The organism is Enterobacter sp. 61D5 (genome assembly GCF_034107965.1).
GTDB classification, from domain to species: Bacteria; Pseudomonadota; Gammaproteobacteria; order Enterobacterales; family Enterobacteriaceae; genus Enterobacter; species Enterobacter cloacae_M.
Map to the genome: position 1 here is coordinate 148,135 of NZ_JAWNFK010000019.1, position 19,497 is coordinate 167,631.

Below are 19,497 nucleotides of genomic sequence, written 5' to 3' on the forward strand. Positions count from 1 at the left end.
CACAAATGTTAAGAACTTTGAGCTGGCTCGCACAAGCCAGCAACAAAATTACACTTTTGCGTTATTGTCAGCACCAGAAAGGTATCGTTCTTCAAAGACATCCGAAGGAACAGCAGGGGCAAAAAGGAAGCCCTGCCCGCTCTCCACGCCCGCCTCTGCCAGCCAGGCGCGTTGCGCTTCGGTTTCAATCCCTTCGGCAATAAGATGGAGGTTGAGACTGCGCGCCACCTGGATAATCGCCTGCACCATGCTGCTATCGCCCGGCAGACCGTCGACAAACGCTTTGTCAATTTTGAGCACATCCACCGGAAGGGTTTTCATGTGCTGAAGCTGACGCAGCCCGGCGTACCCCATGCCAAAATCGTCCAGCGCGATGCGAATGCCGGCATTACGCAGCGGTTTCAGGATCGCGACCGCCTGATTAGGGTCGTCGATGCGTCGGCTCTCCGTCACTTCCAGAGTTAACGTATCAGGCTTGATTCGGTAACGATGGATTAGCTCCAGCATCTCTGAAACCATGGTCGGGTGCATCAGCTGCAGGGCAGACAAATTGACCGACAGCGGCAGCGTCACGCCGCGCTCCTGCCAGGCGGCAAGCTGACGGCAGGATTCCTCCAGCACCCAATAGCCGACGGTAACCATCAGGCCGCAGGACTCAATGCGCTCAATCAGCCCTTCCGGCAGCTCCCATGAACCATCCGGCTGATGCACACGCAGCAAGGCCTCGGCGCTTTTTACCTCTCCAGTCAACAGATCCACCTGCGGCTGAAGCCAGAGGGCAAACTGGCGGTTATCCAGCGCGGTCAGAATGTCACTCTCTTCCGTCAGGCGCTGCTGCGCCTTTTCCATCTGCTCCGGGTCAAAGAACTGGATCTGATTTTTCCCTTTGCGCCGGGCGGTAAAGGCCGCCGAGAAGGCACGGCGATAAAGCTGTTCCGCGGTCAGATCGCCATAGAACATGGCAATCCCGATACTGGCGCTTGGACGAAGCTGGATCCCCTGAATGGGCAACCGCTCATTAATGACAGTGAGTACTTGCTGACCTAACGTGATTGCATGCCAGGGCTCTTTTACGCCGTTGGCAATCACCACCAGGTCGTAACCGCTAACCTGGGTCAGTACCATGCGCGGGGCAAGGACAGATTTGATCTTTTCCACCAGGGTGAGCAGAAGCATTTCGCGCTGGCTCTCCTGAAGCACGCCAGCCGTGTCCTGCAGGGTTTCACAGGCGATAACCATCAGCGCCGTGGTTTGCTGACGGGCAACGGTCTGCTCCAGCATCGCCATCAGGAAGGCTTTATTGGGAAGCTCCGACACCGGGAAGCGCGTGGCGCTGCTGTTTAACTCATCCTGTTGACGCTGGATGCGCTGCTGGTTGAGGTTGTAGCTGCGCACCAGCATACCTATCTCATCGTCATGATGCAGACGCGGCAGCTCAAGCTGATGTCCCATCTGATCCTGCGGCGCAAGCGTATTCAGCTCGCGGGCGATACGGCGCAGCGGATGAACAATCAGCCGGTTAATGCACCAGGTGAGCGCCACGCTGAGAATAAGCGTCATAAGTAAGCAAGTGGTCACTAACGTAACCACCCAACTCATGACGAATTTATACATGCGGTAAGAGTCCGCCTGTAATACCAGGTAGGCCAGCGGCTGCGGGTTGGCAGGGCGTTCAAGAGAATAAACGGGCAGCGAAATTTGCACCGGCAGTTCAAACAGGCGCATCACCATCATCGGGACGGGACGCTCCGGGATAAAGCTCATCCGCAGCGCCTGAAACTGGTTGGGCAAGACCACATCGGCGCGGCTAACGACGCCGGCAGGCTGAATGCGTTTTAAAATGGTTTCCGCTTCGGGAATATCCCCTTTCAGGATAGAGGCAGAGAGCGGGCCGCGCACCGAGCGCGCGATACTTTCTAACTGCGAAGCCGTGTTATAGCGATTCTGCTGTACGGAATGAAACAGCAAAATTACGCAGAAGAGCAGTACAAACAGCATGGTGACGGCAGAAACCATCGCCATCTGTTTGATTGTTAAGGAACGGCTGACACGCAAAATGACTCTCCACAAAACTCGAAGCGCAGGGCGCGCCAGGGTGTAAACCTGGCGCGCCTGAGTATACCCGATTGCCTCGCTATTAAGAGAGACTTACAAATGGATTAAGGAAAATCCGATTACCAGTCCGCATAAGGGATGAGCGGCTGCGGCGGTAAGTCCATATCGCCCTGCCAGCCTGCAGCAGAGTAGCGCACATAGATCAGCGCATGGCTTGGGGTATAGTCTTTCGCTTCCTGAATATCCACGCCCATGCCCACAAACCAGTTGGACGTTACGCGGCGTTCGATAATGGCCCGCGCGGTATAACCCGTGCCTGAGGAACTGCTGCCGGTTTCCATCGCGCCCCGGTCGGTATAGCGGTCTGGCTCATCGGTCGGGATCAGATTCTGGATCGGGTAGCGCAGTTCGTCTTTGATTTTAGAGTGAGACCAGGACACCGAGCCACCCAGCTCCCAGGACCAGTTCTCCGTACGTTTACGCCAGGTCACCGGCAGTGCGAAGGAGACATACTCCTGCGGGCTGTAGTAGCCGCCCTGACCCAGGGTATAACCGCTCAGGTCTTTATCGTAGTGCCAGAGCATATTGGAGACGCCGACGGTCAGGCGCTCGTTGTTTTTATTAATGAGCTTGTAGTAGTAACCCGTCATCCAGCAGACGCGCCAGTTATCCTCCACATTTTTACCCGTCAGCGTTTCCGCATTCAGGCTTGACCAGATGCCGTTTGCTTCACCTTTGTCATAGCTCATGCTCACGCCGCCACCGGTGGCACGTACGCCGCCCCAGGTGGTGCCGGTGTTAGTATCTTTTTGCCCGGCGAACGCCAGCAGGGAGCTGGAGATTGGGCGGCGATGGGCGTTAACGGTATAGCCGATGGGGCCCAGATCGCTGCTGTAGCTGATACCGCCCACCACGTCGACGACGTCAAAGCCCATTGGCGTGGTGCCAATATCCATCGCCCAGGTTTTATTCTGCCAGCCGACGGCGACGCTTGCGCCATTGTCGGACTGATGGGTGTTGCCGCTACACGGCGTTTCGTAGCAGGTCCCCCATTTTGGATCGTAGGTCCCGTTATTGTTATCAAATGAACCGGCGTCCATGTTGACCAGATCGCTTCTGAAGAACATGCGCCCGTCAGACAGCGGGGCATCCACCTGCAGCATGGTGGTGTGCGCTTTCAGGTCCGAATAACCGCCCGTGCCGCTGGAGCCCCAGTAGTCGTGCTGCAGCGTGACGTTAACATCCTGCTGACGGTACAAGTCACCGGCATCACTGCGCACGCCGCGCTTCAGCCAGTCGTCTTTTTCATCGTTACGCGTCAGACGAGTGAAACTGTCGTTGTCGGCCGGACGCGTCGTGGTGATGCCCGTCGACACCATCGCGTCTTTATAGGTTTCCAGCGCCTGCTGAGGCTGACCGTTTTGCGCCTGGAAACGCGCGGCATCACGTAATACCAGCGCGTTTTCCATGGAGCCGGGCTGCGATTTAGCCTGCGGAATGATGTTGTTGAAGGTCTGTTCTGCGGCAGCAGAATCGCCCAGGCCTGCCTGCGCCATCGCGATCCGGCGCTGCATGTTGAGCGACAGCGGCTGGCCGTTTTGCGCGGCGGGCAATTTCGCCAGCTCTGCGCGCGCGGAATCTTTGTCGCCCTGCGCGCTGTAAATCTCGGTCAGGCCAAGGATCGCGTCTTCGTTCTGCGGTTCACGCTGCAGAACGGCGCTGTACGTCGTTTTCGCCGACGCCAGATCGCCACGCTGCTGCGCCCAGTCCGCCAGCGTCAGGTCGATGCGGGTGGAGGTTGGCTGCTGACGCAGAAGGTTTTCCGCCTCCTGCTCTTTGCCGCTGTCGCGCAGACGGTTGGCGGTTTCCAGCACCTGGTTGCTTTGCAGGCGGTCGGCAAGCTCCTGAATATTGCCGTTCCACTGGCTGCGCGGCAGCGTGTCCAGATGCGCCAGCGCGGCGCGGTCCTGATCGTTACCGGAAAGATAGAGCCCATTGGCATACACCTGATCCGGGTCGGACGGTTTCTGGCTGGCAAGCTGACGCATCAGGGTATCCGCCTGGCTGCGCTGACCCGCGCTGTAGAGATCGCGCGAGAGACGATAGGTTATCCACACGTCGCCGGGAGAGAGTGCCAGACGACGACGCTGAATCTCTGCCGCCTGGGCGTATTTCCCCTGATTCTCCAGCTGTTCTGCCTGAGCGGAGAGCTGCTCGTTGGTCAGGCTGCGCTCAATATCATCAATGCTCCGGCGCTGGCTGGCGGAGAGAGACTGGATAAACTGCGAGGCCTTCTCCGGGGACTGCGCGCGGTAAATATTGGTCAGGCCGCGGACCGCATTGCTGTTACCGCTGTCCATACGCAGCGCCTGGCGATAGTAACGTTCCGCCGCGTCGTTATCTTTACGCGCCGCGGCGGCATCTCCCAGCCCCAGCACGGCATAACTGTCGGTATTGTCGATACCGCGCGCCTGCTGATAGTAACGCTCCGCCTGCGCAGGGTTATTCGCCTTCAGCGCCGCATCGCCCTGCTGGATCAGCAGCCAGTAGCGGTTGACCTTCAGCAGACTGTCCCATTTACCCCGGTTATCGCTCTGGGGATCGAGGGCAATCGCCTTTTCAAACTGCGCCACCGCGCGGGCGCGGTCGCCTTTCTGGGAATAAGCCTGACCAAGGGCACCCACCGCTTCACTGTCGGCATGGTTGGCGCTGACGGCTTTTTGCAGCTCAGCCACCGCCTTACTCCCCTGCCCGGCATCCACCGCCGCCAGCCCTTCCGCTTTCGCGCGGAACGCCGGGTCAGCGAGCTGTTTTTGCTGTTCTTCGAGCTGCGCACGCGCCGCCGCGACGCTATCGCCGTCACTGAATACGCTCAGGTATTTTTGCAGCGCGCTGACGCTGGCGCTGCTGGCAGGCTGGCCTTTGATTTGGTCATACCACATATCAGACGCCTGGCTGCGCCCGTTGGTCGATTTAGCCATCTCCTGCAATACCGCAAAGCCTTCATCACGGCGTCCGCTCTGGAACAAAAGCTGGGTCAGCGTCGCCTGCAGCTGCGTATTTCCGGGGCTGCTGGTATTTATTTTCTTGAGCTGGTTAATGGCCGCATTCCGGCGAGCAGGGTCTTTCGCGACCACATTCCAGTATTCCGTCGCCACGTCGCCACCCGGCGGGTTGCCGTCAAACAGCTTGTCATAGGCTGCAATCGCCTCCTGCGTGTGTCCCGTTGTGGCGAGCAAACGCGCCTGCTGGAGCTGCTGGCGGCCATCCGGCGTGGACAGCAGCATCGTGTTGCGTGATGACTGGTATGCACTCGAGCCCGGCGCGATCCCTTTCAGACGATCCAGCTCTTTTTGCGCGCCGGCGTTATCGCCCTGGCGCAGCAGGTAGCGAAAGCGTGCGGCAATGACGTCAGGGTTGTTCGGGTCAATCAGCTCAAGACGATAAAGCGACTGACGAACCAAATCCTCACGCTGTGTCGATTCGCCCAGCCGAACCTGTTCCAGCAGCTGTTTCTGCTGCGGAGAGTTGGCGGCCTCAACCATCGGCATAAGCGCCAGGCCAAGCGATAAAGTGAGTAGATTTACTGTGAACTTGCGCATTCCTGGCCCCAATCCGGTATTAATTCACCTTTTGCGGTGAAGCGAAAACGATGCTGATCCCATCCTTGCCCAAAGAGAGTCAGCACGTAGCTGTAATAGGCATTATTATCGGGAAAATGGTCTGCAACGCGCTGGCGCTGAACCGCCTGGGAATCACGTTGTTGTAAAAACGGCAGCATGGCGGCAGAGAACCCGACCGGACCATTCCCGGTGCGTTTACCCATGACCACATCCACTTTCTCCGGCGGCACACCCCGTTTCATTGTCTTTGCCGCCATCGGCTGGAAGCGCGTCAGAAGCCGGGCTTTCTGAGGATCTTTATCACTCATCATTCCCACCCAGAGATAAACGCGAATGGCGTCATAGCCGCCCACCAGCGATTTATCCTGCTGTAACCGCCAGCCTTTATTTTTCTGATACTGCACCCAGTCCGGCGAAAAGCCTTTCGGCGCGCTCTCCAGCAGCAGACGCTGATTGGTTTCACGAAGCTGGGTCCACGGAGTACCAAAACGCGTGAAATAACTCGCTAACTGCGGCGGAAGATAGCTGGGGTTAAAACGCCATACGTTTTCATCGGCAAAGCCGACTTTGCCGGGAAGCAGCATTGCGCCGAGCCCCGGGACTTTCACCACTTCCTCGCTGACAATACGTTTCAGCAGCACCTTACCCGTGCGGGTATAGTCCGGATGTTTCCACAACCGACCCGCTTCGAGCAGAGACCAGGCGATCCAGACATCGGCGTCAGAGGCTGAGTTGGTATCAATCACCGCCCACGTCTCTTTATCTTTCTGGCCCCATAGCCAGGCTGGCAGATGGTCGTTGAGATTACCGCTGGCAAGATTATCGCGCGTCCAGGTCAGCAGCTGGTCAAACGCGCGGCGATCGTTCGCCGCAAGGGCAAAGAACAGGGCGTAACTTTGCCCTTCCGAGGTCGTTATTTTGCGCGTGTCGCTGGGATCGATAACGCGCCCGCCCTCACTGATGTAATCCTTTTTAAACTGCTCCCAGGCAGGCCAGGTACAGGCGGCGCGAAGAGGAAGCGCCGCCAGCATCAACGCTGCTAATGCACACCAGCGAAAGGCTTTCATCACATCTTACTCATCCGGGTTCAGGCGACGACGGCTGATGATACGCAGCAGACGCCACAGCACCCATGCCAGCAAGACCACGCTGACCGCCGCCAGGATGGCGAGCAGAACCGGATGGTTAGCCAGCGCATACCACAGGCGTTCGAACCACGGCAGATGGCCCACGTAGTACACGTCGCCCACGCGCAGGCTATTGACGCCGGACTCACGGATCACCGAAACGGAACCAAACATCGCGGCACGTTTACCGCTGTCGTTCATGGCCGTATTGAGCAGTTCATACCCGCGCGGGCTGTCCGCCAGGAGAGCCACCACGCTACGCTGTTCGTTGTAAGGTGACTGGAAGCCCACCACCGCGGCCATTGCCCCCTGAGACGTTACGGTCGTCTGCGCGCTGGCCTGACGGTCGTTCATATCCGGCATAATGCTCGGGAACTCGGTCTGACGCAGCGGCGTGTTAACCCAGGACTGGGCCGCTTTCACCAGCAGGTCGATACGTTTGTCATCCTTCAGCTTATCCGGAATGGTACCGATCACCATGATGTCAGCGTCTTTGTTCTGGATCTGACTGCCATCGTCCGTCAACGTGACGTTAATCGCCGGTAATCCCGTCTGCCCCCCAACGGTCGCCATGGTATCCAGCAGGGTCGTGACCTGCCCTTCGCTTGGCGCTTTTGGCATCACAACGATGGACTCAGAGAGATCGGCCATGCGGCTGAACGGGAAGCCCGCGTTAGCAAAGGCGCGCAGATCCGGCATCGCCAGGAAGTGATAGTACTTCGAGAAGTCGATGGTCGACTCATCGCCAATCACAACGTGGTTCTGTACGGGCTGGAAGGTGATGCAGTTTTCCGCCGAGCCGCCAGGCATCGGGTTCATGTACTGGAAGTCAAAGCGCAGCTGGTTTATCGCGCCCAGCTTCAGCGCCGGGATGGAGACATCCGTTTTACCGTCCAGCAGCCCCTGCAACACCGGCAGGCGAAGCATCAGGCGGTTAGTATCCTGCGTGCTTTGCAGGCTGAACGACTGCAGGAACTGGTTGTTCAGGCTGATATCCATGCGCGAGCTGTCTTTGGTCGCTGGCGCGGTATAACGGTAGTTCAGATTGATATCAATGCCGTTGGTACGCAGCAGGTACAGATCCGGCGGCAGATTCAGTGACAGGCTAATCGGCGCTGGCTCAAGCCCCGTCGCCTGCAGCTGTTCTTCATAGGTTTTCAGCTCGCCAAATGTCACCGCACGGTCGGTACGCACCCAGTTTGGCGCATCATAAGGTTTACGCGCCAGCAGCGGTTTGACCTCATCCACCACCACGCTGTCATCGCGGAAAAGGACGTTGCCCTGGGCAATGGCTTTTGCGGCCTGCACCAGATCTTTATCGTCGCGGCCAAAGACCACCAGCAGCTTCACGTACGGGTTTTCCGGATGGCTTATCATCTCAACGGTCGGCGCTTTGACGTCCGGATGATCGCGCAGGAAGGCCGGGCGTTTCGCGTTGGTCGCAAACACAATGGCATTTCTGTCCGGCAGTTTGTCATACATCGCCGGGAAGCTCTGTCCACGCCAGCCAGCACGTGAACCAAACCAGGACGCCACAATGGTGGCCGCCAGCTGCTCGGTCACGTCCGGGGATGATGCAAACACCATCGGCAGCGTGAGCGGACGGTTATCACGCGGATCAAAGAACGGAACCGGGAATGCCGAGAGATCGTTTTTCAGCGCCAGCGACTGGTAGGTCATCTGCAGCGAGGAGTTACGCCCGACGTCCATCCACAGCGTGTTGCTGGCAGGGTTTTCGCAGACATCGCGGTAGTGGCCGACAAATTCCAGACGGATACGGTTAAAGTCGGTGATGAACAGCGGGTTGATCGGCACCTGAGCCAGGGTTTTCTTACCCAGCTGCTCTTTGGTGACCGGCAGTACGTCCATCAGCTCATCATTCAGGTAGACCTTCAGCTGAGACTGCGTCGGCAGCAGAGATGGCGACGGCGTATATTCCAGGTTCAGCACCGCATTGGAGACGACCTCATCGCTGCGCATGCCAAACTCAATGCCGCCGTTAGGGTTGATGCCGCGCAGCACCATACTGCCCGGAGGCGGTGCAATTTGCGCGAAGGTCAGCTTCACGTCCCGCGACGGCGCATTGTCCGCAACGACGGGCGCATTCGCCCCCCGGACGCCAGGCATCACCTGCCCGATGACCTGGCCGTCTGCCAGCAGGGTGTTCCCCTCCGTTGGCTGGTTCGGCATGATATTTTCTGTTTGACCAGGTGCCGCGGTGACAACCGGATCGGTTGCCTGCGCCACGACAGGTACCGTTGGCGCAGGCGTTGCCGCTGCGTTACCAGGAGCTGCGTTAGCCATTGTTGCGGGGAGGACATTCATCCCCATTGCCACTGCACATAACCAGGAAAGTTTTGTTTTCATCGCGTTATCATCATTGTTGAGCCATAACCGGGTCCGCCTGCTTCGCCTCATCCCGCTCAGGACGACGAGGAATGAACGACACGACCCAGGAAACCAGCGAAGTAAGTGACCGGAAAATTAATTTCACCGACGACGGGGCGAATTCTGCAAGGTGACGATAGCCACGGAACCCCAGCTTCAGAATATCCAGCAGGCTTTCCAGAGGTTTATCTTCCGGGAAGCTGTCCTGCCAGAGAGCCCACGTGTCCGCGCGGGCAAACGTACACTGCACAAAATCAATATGTTGCTTTTTGGTCAACGGCATCAGCTGCAAACCGACTTCATTGCCCGCCACGCGCACAACCTGCGTCGGGAAGACATACTCCTGCTGACCGCGCTTAAGCAGCAGGTTAACTTTCTGGCCTTCCAACACCTTCGCCTGGCCGTTGATTTTGATCCCCAGACCACCGTCAGAGAAGTCGTGCACGGTACAGGAGAAGAGATGACCATCTTCACGGGCGATCGCCGCAGGCATGCAGATTTCAACGCGATGTGCACGACGAACCTGTTTACTCTCCACCGACACCGCTACCGCGCCGCCGAGGATAATCAGGTTGTAGAAGACCCAGGCCATACTCACAAAGACGGTCAGGATTTCGTTTTCCGGGCCGTAGAAGTAACGCCAGATACCGGCGATGACGCCAACGATATTCAGCAATACCAGGAAGATATACGGACGGGAAATCACCCAGTCGACGTACTCTTCTTCTACAAGGCCGCCCTTGGCGGTGACGTTAAATTTCCCTTTGTGCGGGTTAATCAGCGCCACCATCGTCGGCGGCGCGATATACCAGGCCAGCACCGTTTCGTAGATTTCACTCCAGAAGGAATGGCGATATTTACCCTGTATCTTCGAGTTCGTCAGGCTCGCGTGGATCATGTGCGGCAGAACAAACAGCGCAATCATCAGCGCCGGGGCGTAAATGATATAAGCATGCAGGAGCAGGAACGCCAGCGGCGCGGTCAGGAAGATTAGCCGCGGGATACCGGATAAGAAGTGGAACATGGCGTTGACGTAGCAGAGACGTTGCGCCAGCTTGAGTCCTTTCCCTATCAGTGGGTTATCGAGACGGAAAATCTGCACCATGCCGCGCGCCCAGCGAATACGCTGGCCAATGTGCGCCGACAGTGACTCCGTTGCCAGACCGGCAGCCTGCGGAATACGCATATACGCCGAGGTATAGCCACGACGGTGCAGGCGCAGAGAGGTGTGCGCATCTTCAGTGACCGTTTCGACGGCGATACCGCCAATTTCATCCAGCGGCTTACGGCGGATAACCGCACAGGAACCGCAGAAGAAGGTGGCATCCCACATGTCGTTCCCGTCCTGCACCAGGCCATAGAACAGGGTGCCTTCGTTCGGGGTTTTGCGGAAGCGGCCAAGGTTACGTTCAAACGGATCCGGCGAGAAGAAGTGATGCGGCGTCTGCATCATCGCCAGCTCTTTCTCCTTCAGGAACCAGCCCATGGTCATCTGCAGGAACGAGCGCGTCGGCACGTGGTCACAGTCAAAGATCGAGACAAACTCCCCTGTGGCATACTTCAACGCGTTGTTGATGTTCCCGGCTTTCGCATGCTCGTGAGTCGGACGGGCGATGTACTCGACGCCGACCTCCTCTGCGAACTGGCGGAACGCCGGACGGTTGCCGTCATCCAGGATCCAGACCTTGAGCTTGTCTTTCGGCCAGTCGATGCCCAGCGCGGCATAAATGGTGTTTTTCACCACGCTCAGATCTTCGTTGTAGGTCGGTACAAAGAGATCAACAGACGGCCACTGCGCGGTGTCTTTTGGCAGCGGAACCGGCTGGCGGTTGAGCGGCCAAATGACCTGGAAATAGCCCAGCACCAGCACGATCCAGGCGTAGGTTTCGGCAAACAGCAGCACCAGACCGCATACCAGGCTGACCGGATCGTCCCAGTTCAGGGTTGAGGTATAACGCCACCAGATGTAGCGACAGGAGACGGTCAACGACAACACAATCAGCATCAGCGCCGAGAAGCGGCCCGGAATACGGCGGACCAACAGCGCCACGCCCCACAGCAGGATCAGGAAGGTGAACTGCGCCAGAGGGTTGAAAGGTTGCGTAATACAGACCAGCGCCAGAATGAGCGAGAACACGACGATCACGCCGAGGATAAAACGCCGCAGGCCCGGGTGAAGATGCCCGAGCTCTTTATGGTTATCCAGATGGCTGGTCTTATCGCTTACGCTGTTGGGCAGTCTGTCCAGCCACTGGTGGTAGCGCTCACGTAACTGCTGGACGCGGGAGAAGCTGCGCCAGTGCGGCGTTATTTTCTCTGAGCGGGATGACGTGACCACCAGCCAGATGGCCTGAATGAGATAGCGCGCCGGATCCAAAGGACGCGGCCGGTTGGGATTAATGTGCGGATACAGCTCACTGTGCCGGGCACGTATGCGCTGCCAGCGCGGGTGTTCGAGTGGAATAAACATCCAGGCCAGAATCATCCAGAAACAGCCGAGCGCGGCGCTAAATGCCGAAGCACCGTGCCGGCGGAAATGCCGGTAATGTTCGCTCAAACGCGAACTGACCGGTGGGATGAGTAACCAGCTGGCGAGACGACTCATACAGAACTCCCTGCATGCTCCGCCCTGTTGGCGAAGTTCAGCAGACACCAGTTAGCCAGCGTCAGGATCTCTTCTGCCGCCAGTGAATCGCTGCGGTATTCGCCGAGCGGTTGCTTAGACGCAAGGCATTCCGCCATCCCCTCATCGCGATGGATGACAATGGGAAGCAGACGGCGCTGGCTTTGCAGCCAGACCTGATAGAGATCGTCCTGGATCTGGCTGCCAATGCGCAAATCGTTAATCAGAAGGTGAGCGTTCTGAGGCAGCCCCTGCTGATGCAGGCGGATATGGCAGTTCGCATCGACGTTGACGATGGAAAGTATATGATCGCACTGGGCGATAAGCTGTCGGGTCAGCGTGCCGGCGCCGTGCGGCAGATCCAGCAGGATCCACTTGTAGTGTCCCTTTTCTTTCAGGGTTTGCAGCGCCAGCGTGAACTGCGAAAACAGGCGCTGATACGCGGCTTCACTCTCGCGTTCCGTGGTGGTCAGTTGCCCAAACGGCAGCAGATCAAGCTGGGAGGTATAGCGCATCCCTGCATCCTGCCAGTCTTTATCATCAAGCAGTGCCCGGGCCCAGCCCTCTTCACGAGAAAAGTCGACGTTAAACGACATACGCAACAAATTATCGGCGCAGGCGTCAATAACCAGCACCGATTCACCTAAAAGCTGTAATGACCACGCCAGCGCCGCGGTAACTGATGTGGTACCCACACCGCCACGGACACCCTGTAATCCGAGTATGGCCATCAATGGCTCCCTTATTGTTGATGGGCGAATTCAGCTAATAACGGCCAGCGTTTAATAGCCGCGGCCAACTGTTCCCGCTGGGAAATATCGGTGTAATCTATTTCAGGTAAAGAAAAGGCCTGCGTCAGCGCCAGAAAATCGTTTTGGAATGTGTAACCCAGAGTCGAGTCGACTGGGGTTCCAGGTTCGTTATTATCCATTCTTTTTCCATCCCTTTAAGGAAAATCGCACGCTAAAGAAGTTGCGGGGCTTCCTGCCCTGACAAATTTCATTTACATGCTAAATCTGATGTTCTTTAATTTCAATGTTAGGTTTATTTCTACGCTTTCGCTAGTAAACTGAGATACAGATAAATTAGACGAAAAGAGGGACACCGTGGACTCCATATTTTCTATTGGCATCCAGTCATTATGGGACGAATTGAGCCACATGCCAGTCGGAGGAGTCTGGTGGATTAATACGGACCGTAATGAAGATGCTATCAGTCTGGTAAACCAGACAATTGCTGCTCAGGATAAGGATTCCCGCGTGGCCGTCATTAGCATGGGCGAAGAGCCGAAGAACATTATCACGCTTGAAAGTGACTGCGGCCCCAAGACGGTGCGATTATTTTCCATGACATCGGAAGCCGATAGTCTATACTTTTTGACCCGCGACGTTCAGTGCTCTATTGATCCGGATCGCTATTTAGTGATTCTTAAATGCGCCAATAACGTTCTGCAAAATATCCCTACGGAAAAACTGCTTTCGTGGCTGGAAAATATCAATAAATGGGCAAAATTTCAAAATTGCACGCTATTGATAGTCAATCCCGGCAGTAATAATGACAAGCTGTTTTCACTTTTAATGGGCGAATATCGCTCCCTGTTCGGCCTGGCAAGCGTTCGTGACCAGGCAGGCAGCTATCTCTACGATATTGCATTCTGGTGTAATGAAAAAGGCGTGAGTGCCAGGCAACAGCTTACGCTGAAACATATCGAGGGCGAGTGGCACCTGGCGCAGCAGGAAGAAACCGTGGTGCAGCCGCGCAGTGATGAAAAACGCATCCTGAGCCATATCGCGGTTTTAGAGGGGGCACCCGCCCTGTCGGAAAACTGGACGCTGTTTGAATCTAACGAAGCCCTTTTCCATGAAGCCCGCACAACCCAGGCGGCAACCCTTATTTTCTCGCTGATGCAGAATAACCAGATTGAGACGCTGGCACGGCAAATCCACACCTTACGCCGCCAGCGCGGAAGCGCATTAAAAATTATCGTGCGCGAAAATAATACCAGCCTGCGCGCCACCGATGAGCGCCTGCTTCTGGGCTGCGGCGCCAATATGGTTATTCCCTGGAATGCGCCGTTGTCACGCTGCCTGACGCTTATCGAAAGCGTTCAGGGCCAGCAGTTTAGCCGCCACGTACCGGAAGATATTTCCACGCTGCTCTCCATGACGCAGCCGATGAAGCTGCGTGGGTACCAAAAATGGGATACCTTCTGCGACGCCGTGGGCAACATGATGAACAACACGCTTCTACCTGCTGATGGAAAAGGGGTTATGGTTGCCCTGCGTCCTGTACCGGGTATTCGCGTTGAACAGGCTCTCACCTTATGTCGCCCGAACCGTACAGGGGACATCATGACCATTGGCGACAATCGCCTGGTGCTGTTTTTGTCCTTCTGCCGGGTAAACGATCTCGATACGGCGCTTAACCACATCTTCCCCCTGCCTACAGGGGATATTTTCTCGAACCGTATGATTTGGTTCGAAGATAATACGATTAGCGCGGAGCTGGTGCAGATGCGTGCGCTCCAGCCTGAACAATGGGCCAAACCGCTCGCAATCAAGAGCGATGCCAAACCGATCCTCAATGCCAGACATGATGGACACGTCTGGCGTCGGGTTCCGGAGCCCCTTCGCTTATTAACAGACAACGCGGAGAACGCATCATCATGAACATCAGCGATATCATTCAACTGGTTATATTCTGTGCGCTGATCTTTTTCCCGCTTGGCTACTATGCGCGCCATTCCATACGCCGTATCCGTGATACGGCCAGAGTGCTGTTTATTAAACCTCGCTATGTAAAACCAGCCGGAACACTGACACGGGCATCACACGTCAAGGCAGACCGAAAACATGACTAATTCTACCTATACCGCTTCGTCACCCTCGCCGCTCTGGCAATACTGGCGCGGCCTTTCCGGCTGGAACTTCTACTTTCTGGTGAAGTTTGGCCTGCTGTGGGCAGGCTATCTGAATTTCCATCCCCTTCTCAACCTGGTGTTTATGGCCTTCCTGCTGATGCCGCTGCCGAATATCAGGCTACATCGCTTGCGCCACTGGGTCGCTATACCTGTCGGCTTTGCGCTGTTCTGGCATGATACCTGGCTACCGGGGCCGGACAGCATTATGAGCCAGGGGTCGCAGGTGGCGGGCTTTAGCGCCAGCTATGTCCTCGATCTGACCGAGCGCTTTATTAACTGGCAAATGATTGGCGCGGTGTTTGTGCTGCTGGTTGCCTGGCTGTTCCTGTCACAGTGGATCCGCGTCACGGTGTTTGTCGTCGCGATTATGATCTGGCTTAACGTGCTGACGCTGGCTGGGCCGAACTTTTCGCTGTGGCCTGCCGGTCAACCGACCACCACGGTGACTACCACAGGGGGAAGCGCGGCGGCAACCGTCACAACGGCAGGCGATACGCCTGTGGTGGGCGATATCCCAACCCAGACCGCACCGCCGACCTCAACCAACCTGAACGCCTGGCTCTCCAGTTTCTATACCGCGGAAGACAAGCGACAGACTAAATTCCCGGATGCGCTGCCGGCGGATGCTCAGCCGTTTGAACTGCTGGTGATCAACATCTGCTCTCTCTCCTGGGCCGACGTGGACGCCGCCGGTTTGATGTCTCATCCGCTGTGGTCACACTTCGATATTCAGTTTAAAGATTTCAACTCTGCCACCTCGTACAGCGGCCCGGCGGCGATCCGCCTGCTGCGTGCAAGCTGCGGTCAGACATCGCATAAAAACCTGTATCAACCCGCCGGCAACCAGTGTTATCTGTTCGATAACCTCGCAAAGCTGGGCTTCACGCAGCACCTGATGCTGGGGCATAACGGCCAGTTCGGTAACTTCCTGAAAGAGGTGCGTGAACAGGGCGGCATGCAGGCACCGCTGATGGATCAAACCGGTCTTCCTGTCTCTCTGCTGGGCTTCGACGGTTCGCCCGTTTATGACGATACTGCCGTCCTGCAGCGCTGGCTGCAGACCATCGAAAAAGACAGTAATCCGCGCAGCGCGACGTTCTTTAACACCCTGCCGCTCCACGACGGTAACCATTTCCCGGGCGTGAGCAAAACGGCTGATTATAAAGTGCGTGCGCAGAAGTTCTTTGACGAGCTGGACGCGTTCTTCACGGAGCTGGAAAAATCAGGCCGTAAAGTGATGGTGGTTGTAGTGCCTGAGCACGGTGGTGCGCTGAAAGGTGACAGAATGCAGGTGTCGGGTCTGCGTGATATCCCAAGCCCGTCCATCACCAACGTACCTGCAGGCATTAAATTCTTTGGGATGAAGGCACCGCATCAGGGCGCACCGATTGAGATTACACAGCCAACCAGCTATCTGGCGATCTCAGAACTGGTTGCCCGCGCCGTTGACGGGAAGCTGTTTGTGGAGGATAGCGTGAACTGGGATCAGCTCACCAGCAAACTGCCGCAAACGGCAGAAGTCTCAGAGAACGCTAACGCGGTCGTCATTCAATATCAAAACAAACCTTACGTTCGCCTGAACGGCGGGGATTGGGTACCGTATCCGCAGTAACACGGTATGACGTCCCTCTCCCCATCGGGGAGAGGGGCAATGTCGACATTATTGCTGGGCGATCCACACCAGCATTTTCAGACTTGCCGAATAGTAGTCGTCTTTAGCGGTGATTTCAGGTTCACCGGAAGACTGCCCCATCGTGAAATCACGTACAGCCAGCAGGCCGCCTTCCATCATGTAGGGCGCATATTCGTTGGTCGCGACGTTAACCCAGGCGGGCGTTTGTTCCCGGGGGAACTGTCCGAACCAGGCCTTCCACGGCGTCAGCAGCGGGCTTTGCTTATCAGACCAGGCAATGTACAGCGGAACACGAATCGCGTCATAGCTCATTCGCGGTGGCCAGCCTTTTGCAGGAGCCAGCTTGCCACCTGATGCCAGTGAAACCCAGTCAGTGGGCAGATTCGCTTTACCCGAACCCATTTTCCCCAGCAGGCGTTTCCCGTCCTTAATCAAATCGCGCCAGACCGGCAAATGACTGCGTCTGGAGAAGGCCTGCCAGGCCGGAAACACGAAATAGGAAGGATTGAGGACCACTTCACCCTCAAGCTTAAACCCCTGGACGCCGGGCAGCATTACGCGGTAACCGGCATAGCGGATCACGCTGTGGTCAATCAGTGCTTTTGTAATTGCATCCGATGCGGCGCTGTAGCGTTTGTCATGCCAGCGGGCGTCGGCTTTCAGTAACGCCCAGGCAATCAGCACGTCGCCATCTGCAGCGTTGTTTTTGTCGGCGACCGGGTTGGACTCTGCGGGATTATAGCGCCAGTAAAACAGACCATTTTCTTTGTTCTTCAGCTGACTGTCTGTCCATTGCCAGAGCTTATCGAACGTGGCTTTATCGTCGTTGGCCACCGCCATCAGCATGGCAAAACCCTGACCTTCCGTATGCGACACGCCGCCATTACCGGTATCAACAATGCGGCCTTCCGGTTTGAAAAAGCGGGCCTTGTAACTCTCCCAGGCCCGATCCGCATGAGAGAGAGGCGAGAACAGCAGACTCATCATGACGGCCAGCGTTTTGCACACGGGTTTTCGCATAATTAACTCGATCCGGTTATTCGGCACTTCGCAGTGAAATCTCACCGCCCATCCAGGGTTTAATCACGCCATCCTGCTCCAGGAGCAGCGCGCCCTGTGCGTCAATACCGCGTGAAGTCCCGTAGATCTCTTTATCACCAATCAGCAGTTTCACCGGGCGGTTAATGAAGTTATCCAGCTTTTCCCAACGAGACAGGAACGGTGCCAGCCCTTCCTGCTCAAAAAGCGTGAGTGAACTGCGCAACTCTTTAATCATACGCACGGCAAGGGTGTTACGATCGATGACGATCCCCGCCTCCTGGAGGTTAGTCCAGGCCTGATTCACCACATCATTTTGTACATTGCGCATCACCATGTTGAGGCCTGCGCCAATGACGATTTGCGCCGCATCGCCCGTTTTTCCCGTCAGTTCGACCAGAATGCCGGCAAGTTTACGATCGTTGAGGTAGAGGTCATTAGGCCACTTAACACGTACTTTATCCGCCCCCAAATCGTGCAGCACTTCCGCCATGACGATGCCGATGACCAGACTCAGGCCAATAGCAGCGGCCGGGCCCTGATCGAGTCGCCAGTACATAGACAAATAGAGGTTAGCGCCAAATGGCGAAAACCATTTGCGACCGCGACGGCCGCGACCGGCCTGTTGATATTCAGCAACGCAGGCATCGCCGGATGTCAGCTCAGGCAGACGATCCAGAAGATACTGGTTCGTCGAATCAATCACCGGAAGCACCGCAACATTGCCGTGTCCGATCTGGCTGCGGATCGTTTCTTCATTCAGCAATTGAATCGGCTCCGGCAGGCTGTAGCCTTTTCCAGGAATCGTGAACACATCAACACCCCAGTCGCGAAGCGTATGGATATGTTTATTGATAGCAGCACGGCTCATGCCAAGCTGTTCACCCAGCTGCTCGCCAGAATGAAACTCACCGTCAGCAAGGATGCCAATCAGGGTTAAGGGAATGGTATTGTCCTTCACGCGATAGCCTCCACGGCATTAACTTCACCTGTGCAGCCAATGAAGCGAACTTCTGGCTCCAGCCAGACGTTAAATTTTTCGCCCACACGCTGACGAACATAATGAGCCAGCTGTACAACATCATCGCTGGTCGCATCGCGCTGATTAATCAGCACCAGAGCCTGCTGCTGGTGAACGGCAGCACCGCCTACTGAAGTGCCTTTTAGCTGGCATTGATCGATAAGCCATCCTGCGGCAAGCTTCACGCTGCCATCAGCCTGAGGGTAATGTGGCGCGGCTGGCCATCCTTCAAGAAAGACTTTTGCATTTTCGTTGCTGATAACCGGGTTTTTGAAGAAACTGCCGGCGTTTCCGTTTACTTTTGGATCGGGAAGTTTGGTCATCCGCATATGGCAAACCGAGTCAAAAACGTCGCGGGCGGTTACGGTAGCCGGATCGAGACGCGTTAAATCTCCGTAGGTCAACACGGGCTGCCAGTTCTTCAACAGGCGCAGGCCCACGGCGACAATCACGTAGCGATCCTGATATTCATGCTTGAAGATACTGTCACGATAGCCAAACCGGCACTGTTCCGCCGTTAAACGCTTAGCCGTTCCGGTCGCCAGTTCGATGCAGTCGACATATTCGCAGACATGTTTCAGTTCGATGCCGTAGGCACCGATATTTTGAATAGGTGACGATCCGGCGCAGCCTGGAATAAGCGCAAGGTTTTCCAGGCCCGGCATCCCTTTTTCGAGGGTGAATTGCACCAGATGATGCCAGTTTTCACCGGCCCCCACGTGCAGGTGCCAGCTATCGGCACGCTCTTCAACATCAATCCCCATGATGCGGTTAACGATCACCGTTCCCGCAAAATCATCGAGAAACAGGACATTACTTCCTTCGCCCAGAATCAGTACGGGTTCGTTATTTTCTGTTGCGCTTTGCCATGCATCCAGCAGTTGCTGTGCATTATCGGCACGAACAATTTGTTTAGCATTGCGTTGAATGCCAAAGGTATTCCAGGGCTTAAGGGAGTGGTTCATAGACGCTATCCTGATGCAAAAACGCAGGTAGTTTACCGTATAAGCAGGGCGTTGGGGGATTAGTTTGTGCAGCGTATAAACGCAAAAAGGCCATCCTTTCGGAT

The 19,497-nt window shown here is 56.3% G+C and carries 13 protein-coding genes; 3 read left to right on the forward strand and 10 right to left on the reverse strand.

Annotation, left to right across the window (positions count from 1 at the left end; genetic code table 11):
• Positions 1–48 precede the first annotated feature (48 nt).
• From hmsP to bcsR, 7 genes are all read right to left on the reverse strand, one after another.
• Positions 49–2,055: a biofilm formation regulator HmsP gene (hmsP, locus tag UTM25_RS17745; RefSeq protein WP_194401362.1), complete on the reverse strand. Its 2,007-nt coding sequence runs from the start codon at positions 2,053–2,055 to the stop codon at positions 49–51.
• 119 nt (positions 2,056–2,174) lie between these two features.
• Entirely contained in the window at positions 2,175–5,657 is a 3,483-nt protein-coding gene (gene bcsC, locus UTM25_RS17750) for a cellulose synthase complex outer membrane protein BcsC (RefSeq protein WP_320715117.1), read from the reverse strand.
• A complete protein-coding gene (gene bcsZ, locus UTM25_RS17755) occupies positions 5,639–6,745 on the reverse strand; it encodes a cellulose synthase complex periplasmic endoglucanase BcsZ (protein WP_320715125.1) in 1,107 nt (368 codons plus the stop codon). Before bcsZ ends, bcsC begins: the two co-directional genes overlap by 19 nt.
• Before the next feature lie 6 nt (positions 6,746–6,751).
• Positions 6,752–9,172, reverse strand: a complete 2,421-nt coding sequence (gene bcsB, locus UTM25_RS17760) for a cellulose biosynthesis cyclic di-GMP-binding regulatory protein BcsB (RefSeq protein WP_194401360.1) — start codon at positions 9,170–9,172, stop codon at positions 6,752–6,754.
• 10 nt (positions 9,173–9,182) lie between these two features.
• Entirely contained in the window at positions 9,183–11,798 is a 2,616-nt protein-coding gene (gene bcsA / locus UTM25_RS17765) for a UDP-forming cellulose synthase catalytic subunit (RefSeq protein WP_029740462.1), read from the reverse strand.
• Entirely contained in the window at positions 11,795–12,547 is a 753-nt protein-coding gene (gene bcsQ, locus UTM25_RS17770; RefSeq protein WP_194401359.1) for a cellulose biosynthesis protein BcsQ, read from the reverse strand. The genes bcsA and bcsQ overlap by 4 nt, the downstream gene beginning before the upstream one ends.
• Positions 12,548–12,558: 11 nt before the next feature.
• A complete protein-coding gene (gene bcsR, locus UTM25_RS17775; protein ID WP_008503237.1) occupies positions 12,559–12,747 on the reverse strand; it encodes a cellulose biosynthesis protein BcsR in 189 nt (62 codons plus the stop codon).
• 175 nt (positions 12,748–12,922) lie between these two features.
• Between bcsR and bcsE the strand changes: the two genes are divergently transcribed.
• Genes bcsE through bcsG form a run of 3 tightly spaced genes read left to right on the forward strand, consistent with a single transcriptional unit; the run spans position 12,923 to position 16,348 of the window.
• Entirely contained in the window at positions 12,923–14,485 is a 1,563-nt protein-coding gene (bcsE, locus tag UTM25_RS17780; protein ID WP_194401358.1) for a cellulose biosynthesis c-di-GMP-binding protein BcsE, read from the forward strand.
• Positions 14,479–14,676, forward strand: coding sequence for a cellulose biosynthesis protein BcsF (gene bcsF / locus UTM25_RS17785; RefSeq protein WP_024908822.1), 198 nt, complete (start codon positions 14,479–14,481; stop codon positions 14,674–14,676). The genes bcsE and bcsF overlap by 7 nt, the downstream gene beginning before the upstream one ends.
• Positions 14,669–16,348 carry a cellulose biosynthesis protein BcsG gene (bcsG, locus tag UTM25_RS17790; RefSeq protein ID WP_023309595.1) on the forward strand — a complete coding sequence of 560 codons (1,680 nt, stop codon included), beginning with the start codon at positions 14,669–14,671 and terminating at the stop codon, positions 16,346–16,348. Before bcsF ends, bcsG begins: the two co-directional genes overlap by 8 nt.
• A 48-nt stretch (positions 16,349–16,396) precedes the next feature.
• On the opposite strand, the gene UTM25_RS17795 is transcribed toward bcsG, so the two are convergent.
• The 3 genes from UTM25_RS17795 to murB are packed head-to-tail and all read right to left on the reverse strand — an operon-like array spanning position 16,397 to position 19,393.
• Complete coding sequence (locus tag UTM25_RS17795) at positions 16,397–17,389, reverse strand: glycosyl hydrolase family 8 (RefSeq protein WP_194401357.1); 993 nt, start codon at positions 17,387–17,389, stop codon at positions 16,397–16,399.
• A 16-nt stretch (positions 17,390–17,405) separates the two neighbouring features.
• Positions 17,406–18,368, reverse strand: a complete 963-nt coding sequence (birA, locus tag UTM25_RS17800; protein ID WP_194401356.1) for a bifunctional biotin--[acetyl-CoA-carboxylase] ligase/biotin operon repressor BirA — start codon at positions 18,366–18,368, stop codon at positions 17,406–17,408.
• On the reverse strand, positions 18,365–19,393 hold the full coding sequence (gene murB / locus UTM25_RS17805) for a UDP-N-acetylmuramate dehydrogenase (RefSeq protein WP_194401355.1): 1,029 nt from the start codon (positions 19,391–19,393) through the stop codon (positions 18,365–18,367). The genes birA and murB overlap by 4 nt, the downstream gene beginning before the upstream one ends.
• Between the last annotated feature and the right edge of the window lie 104 nt (positions 19,394–19,497).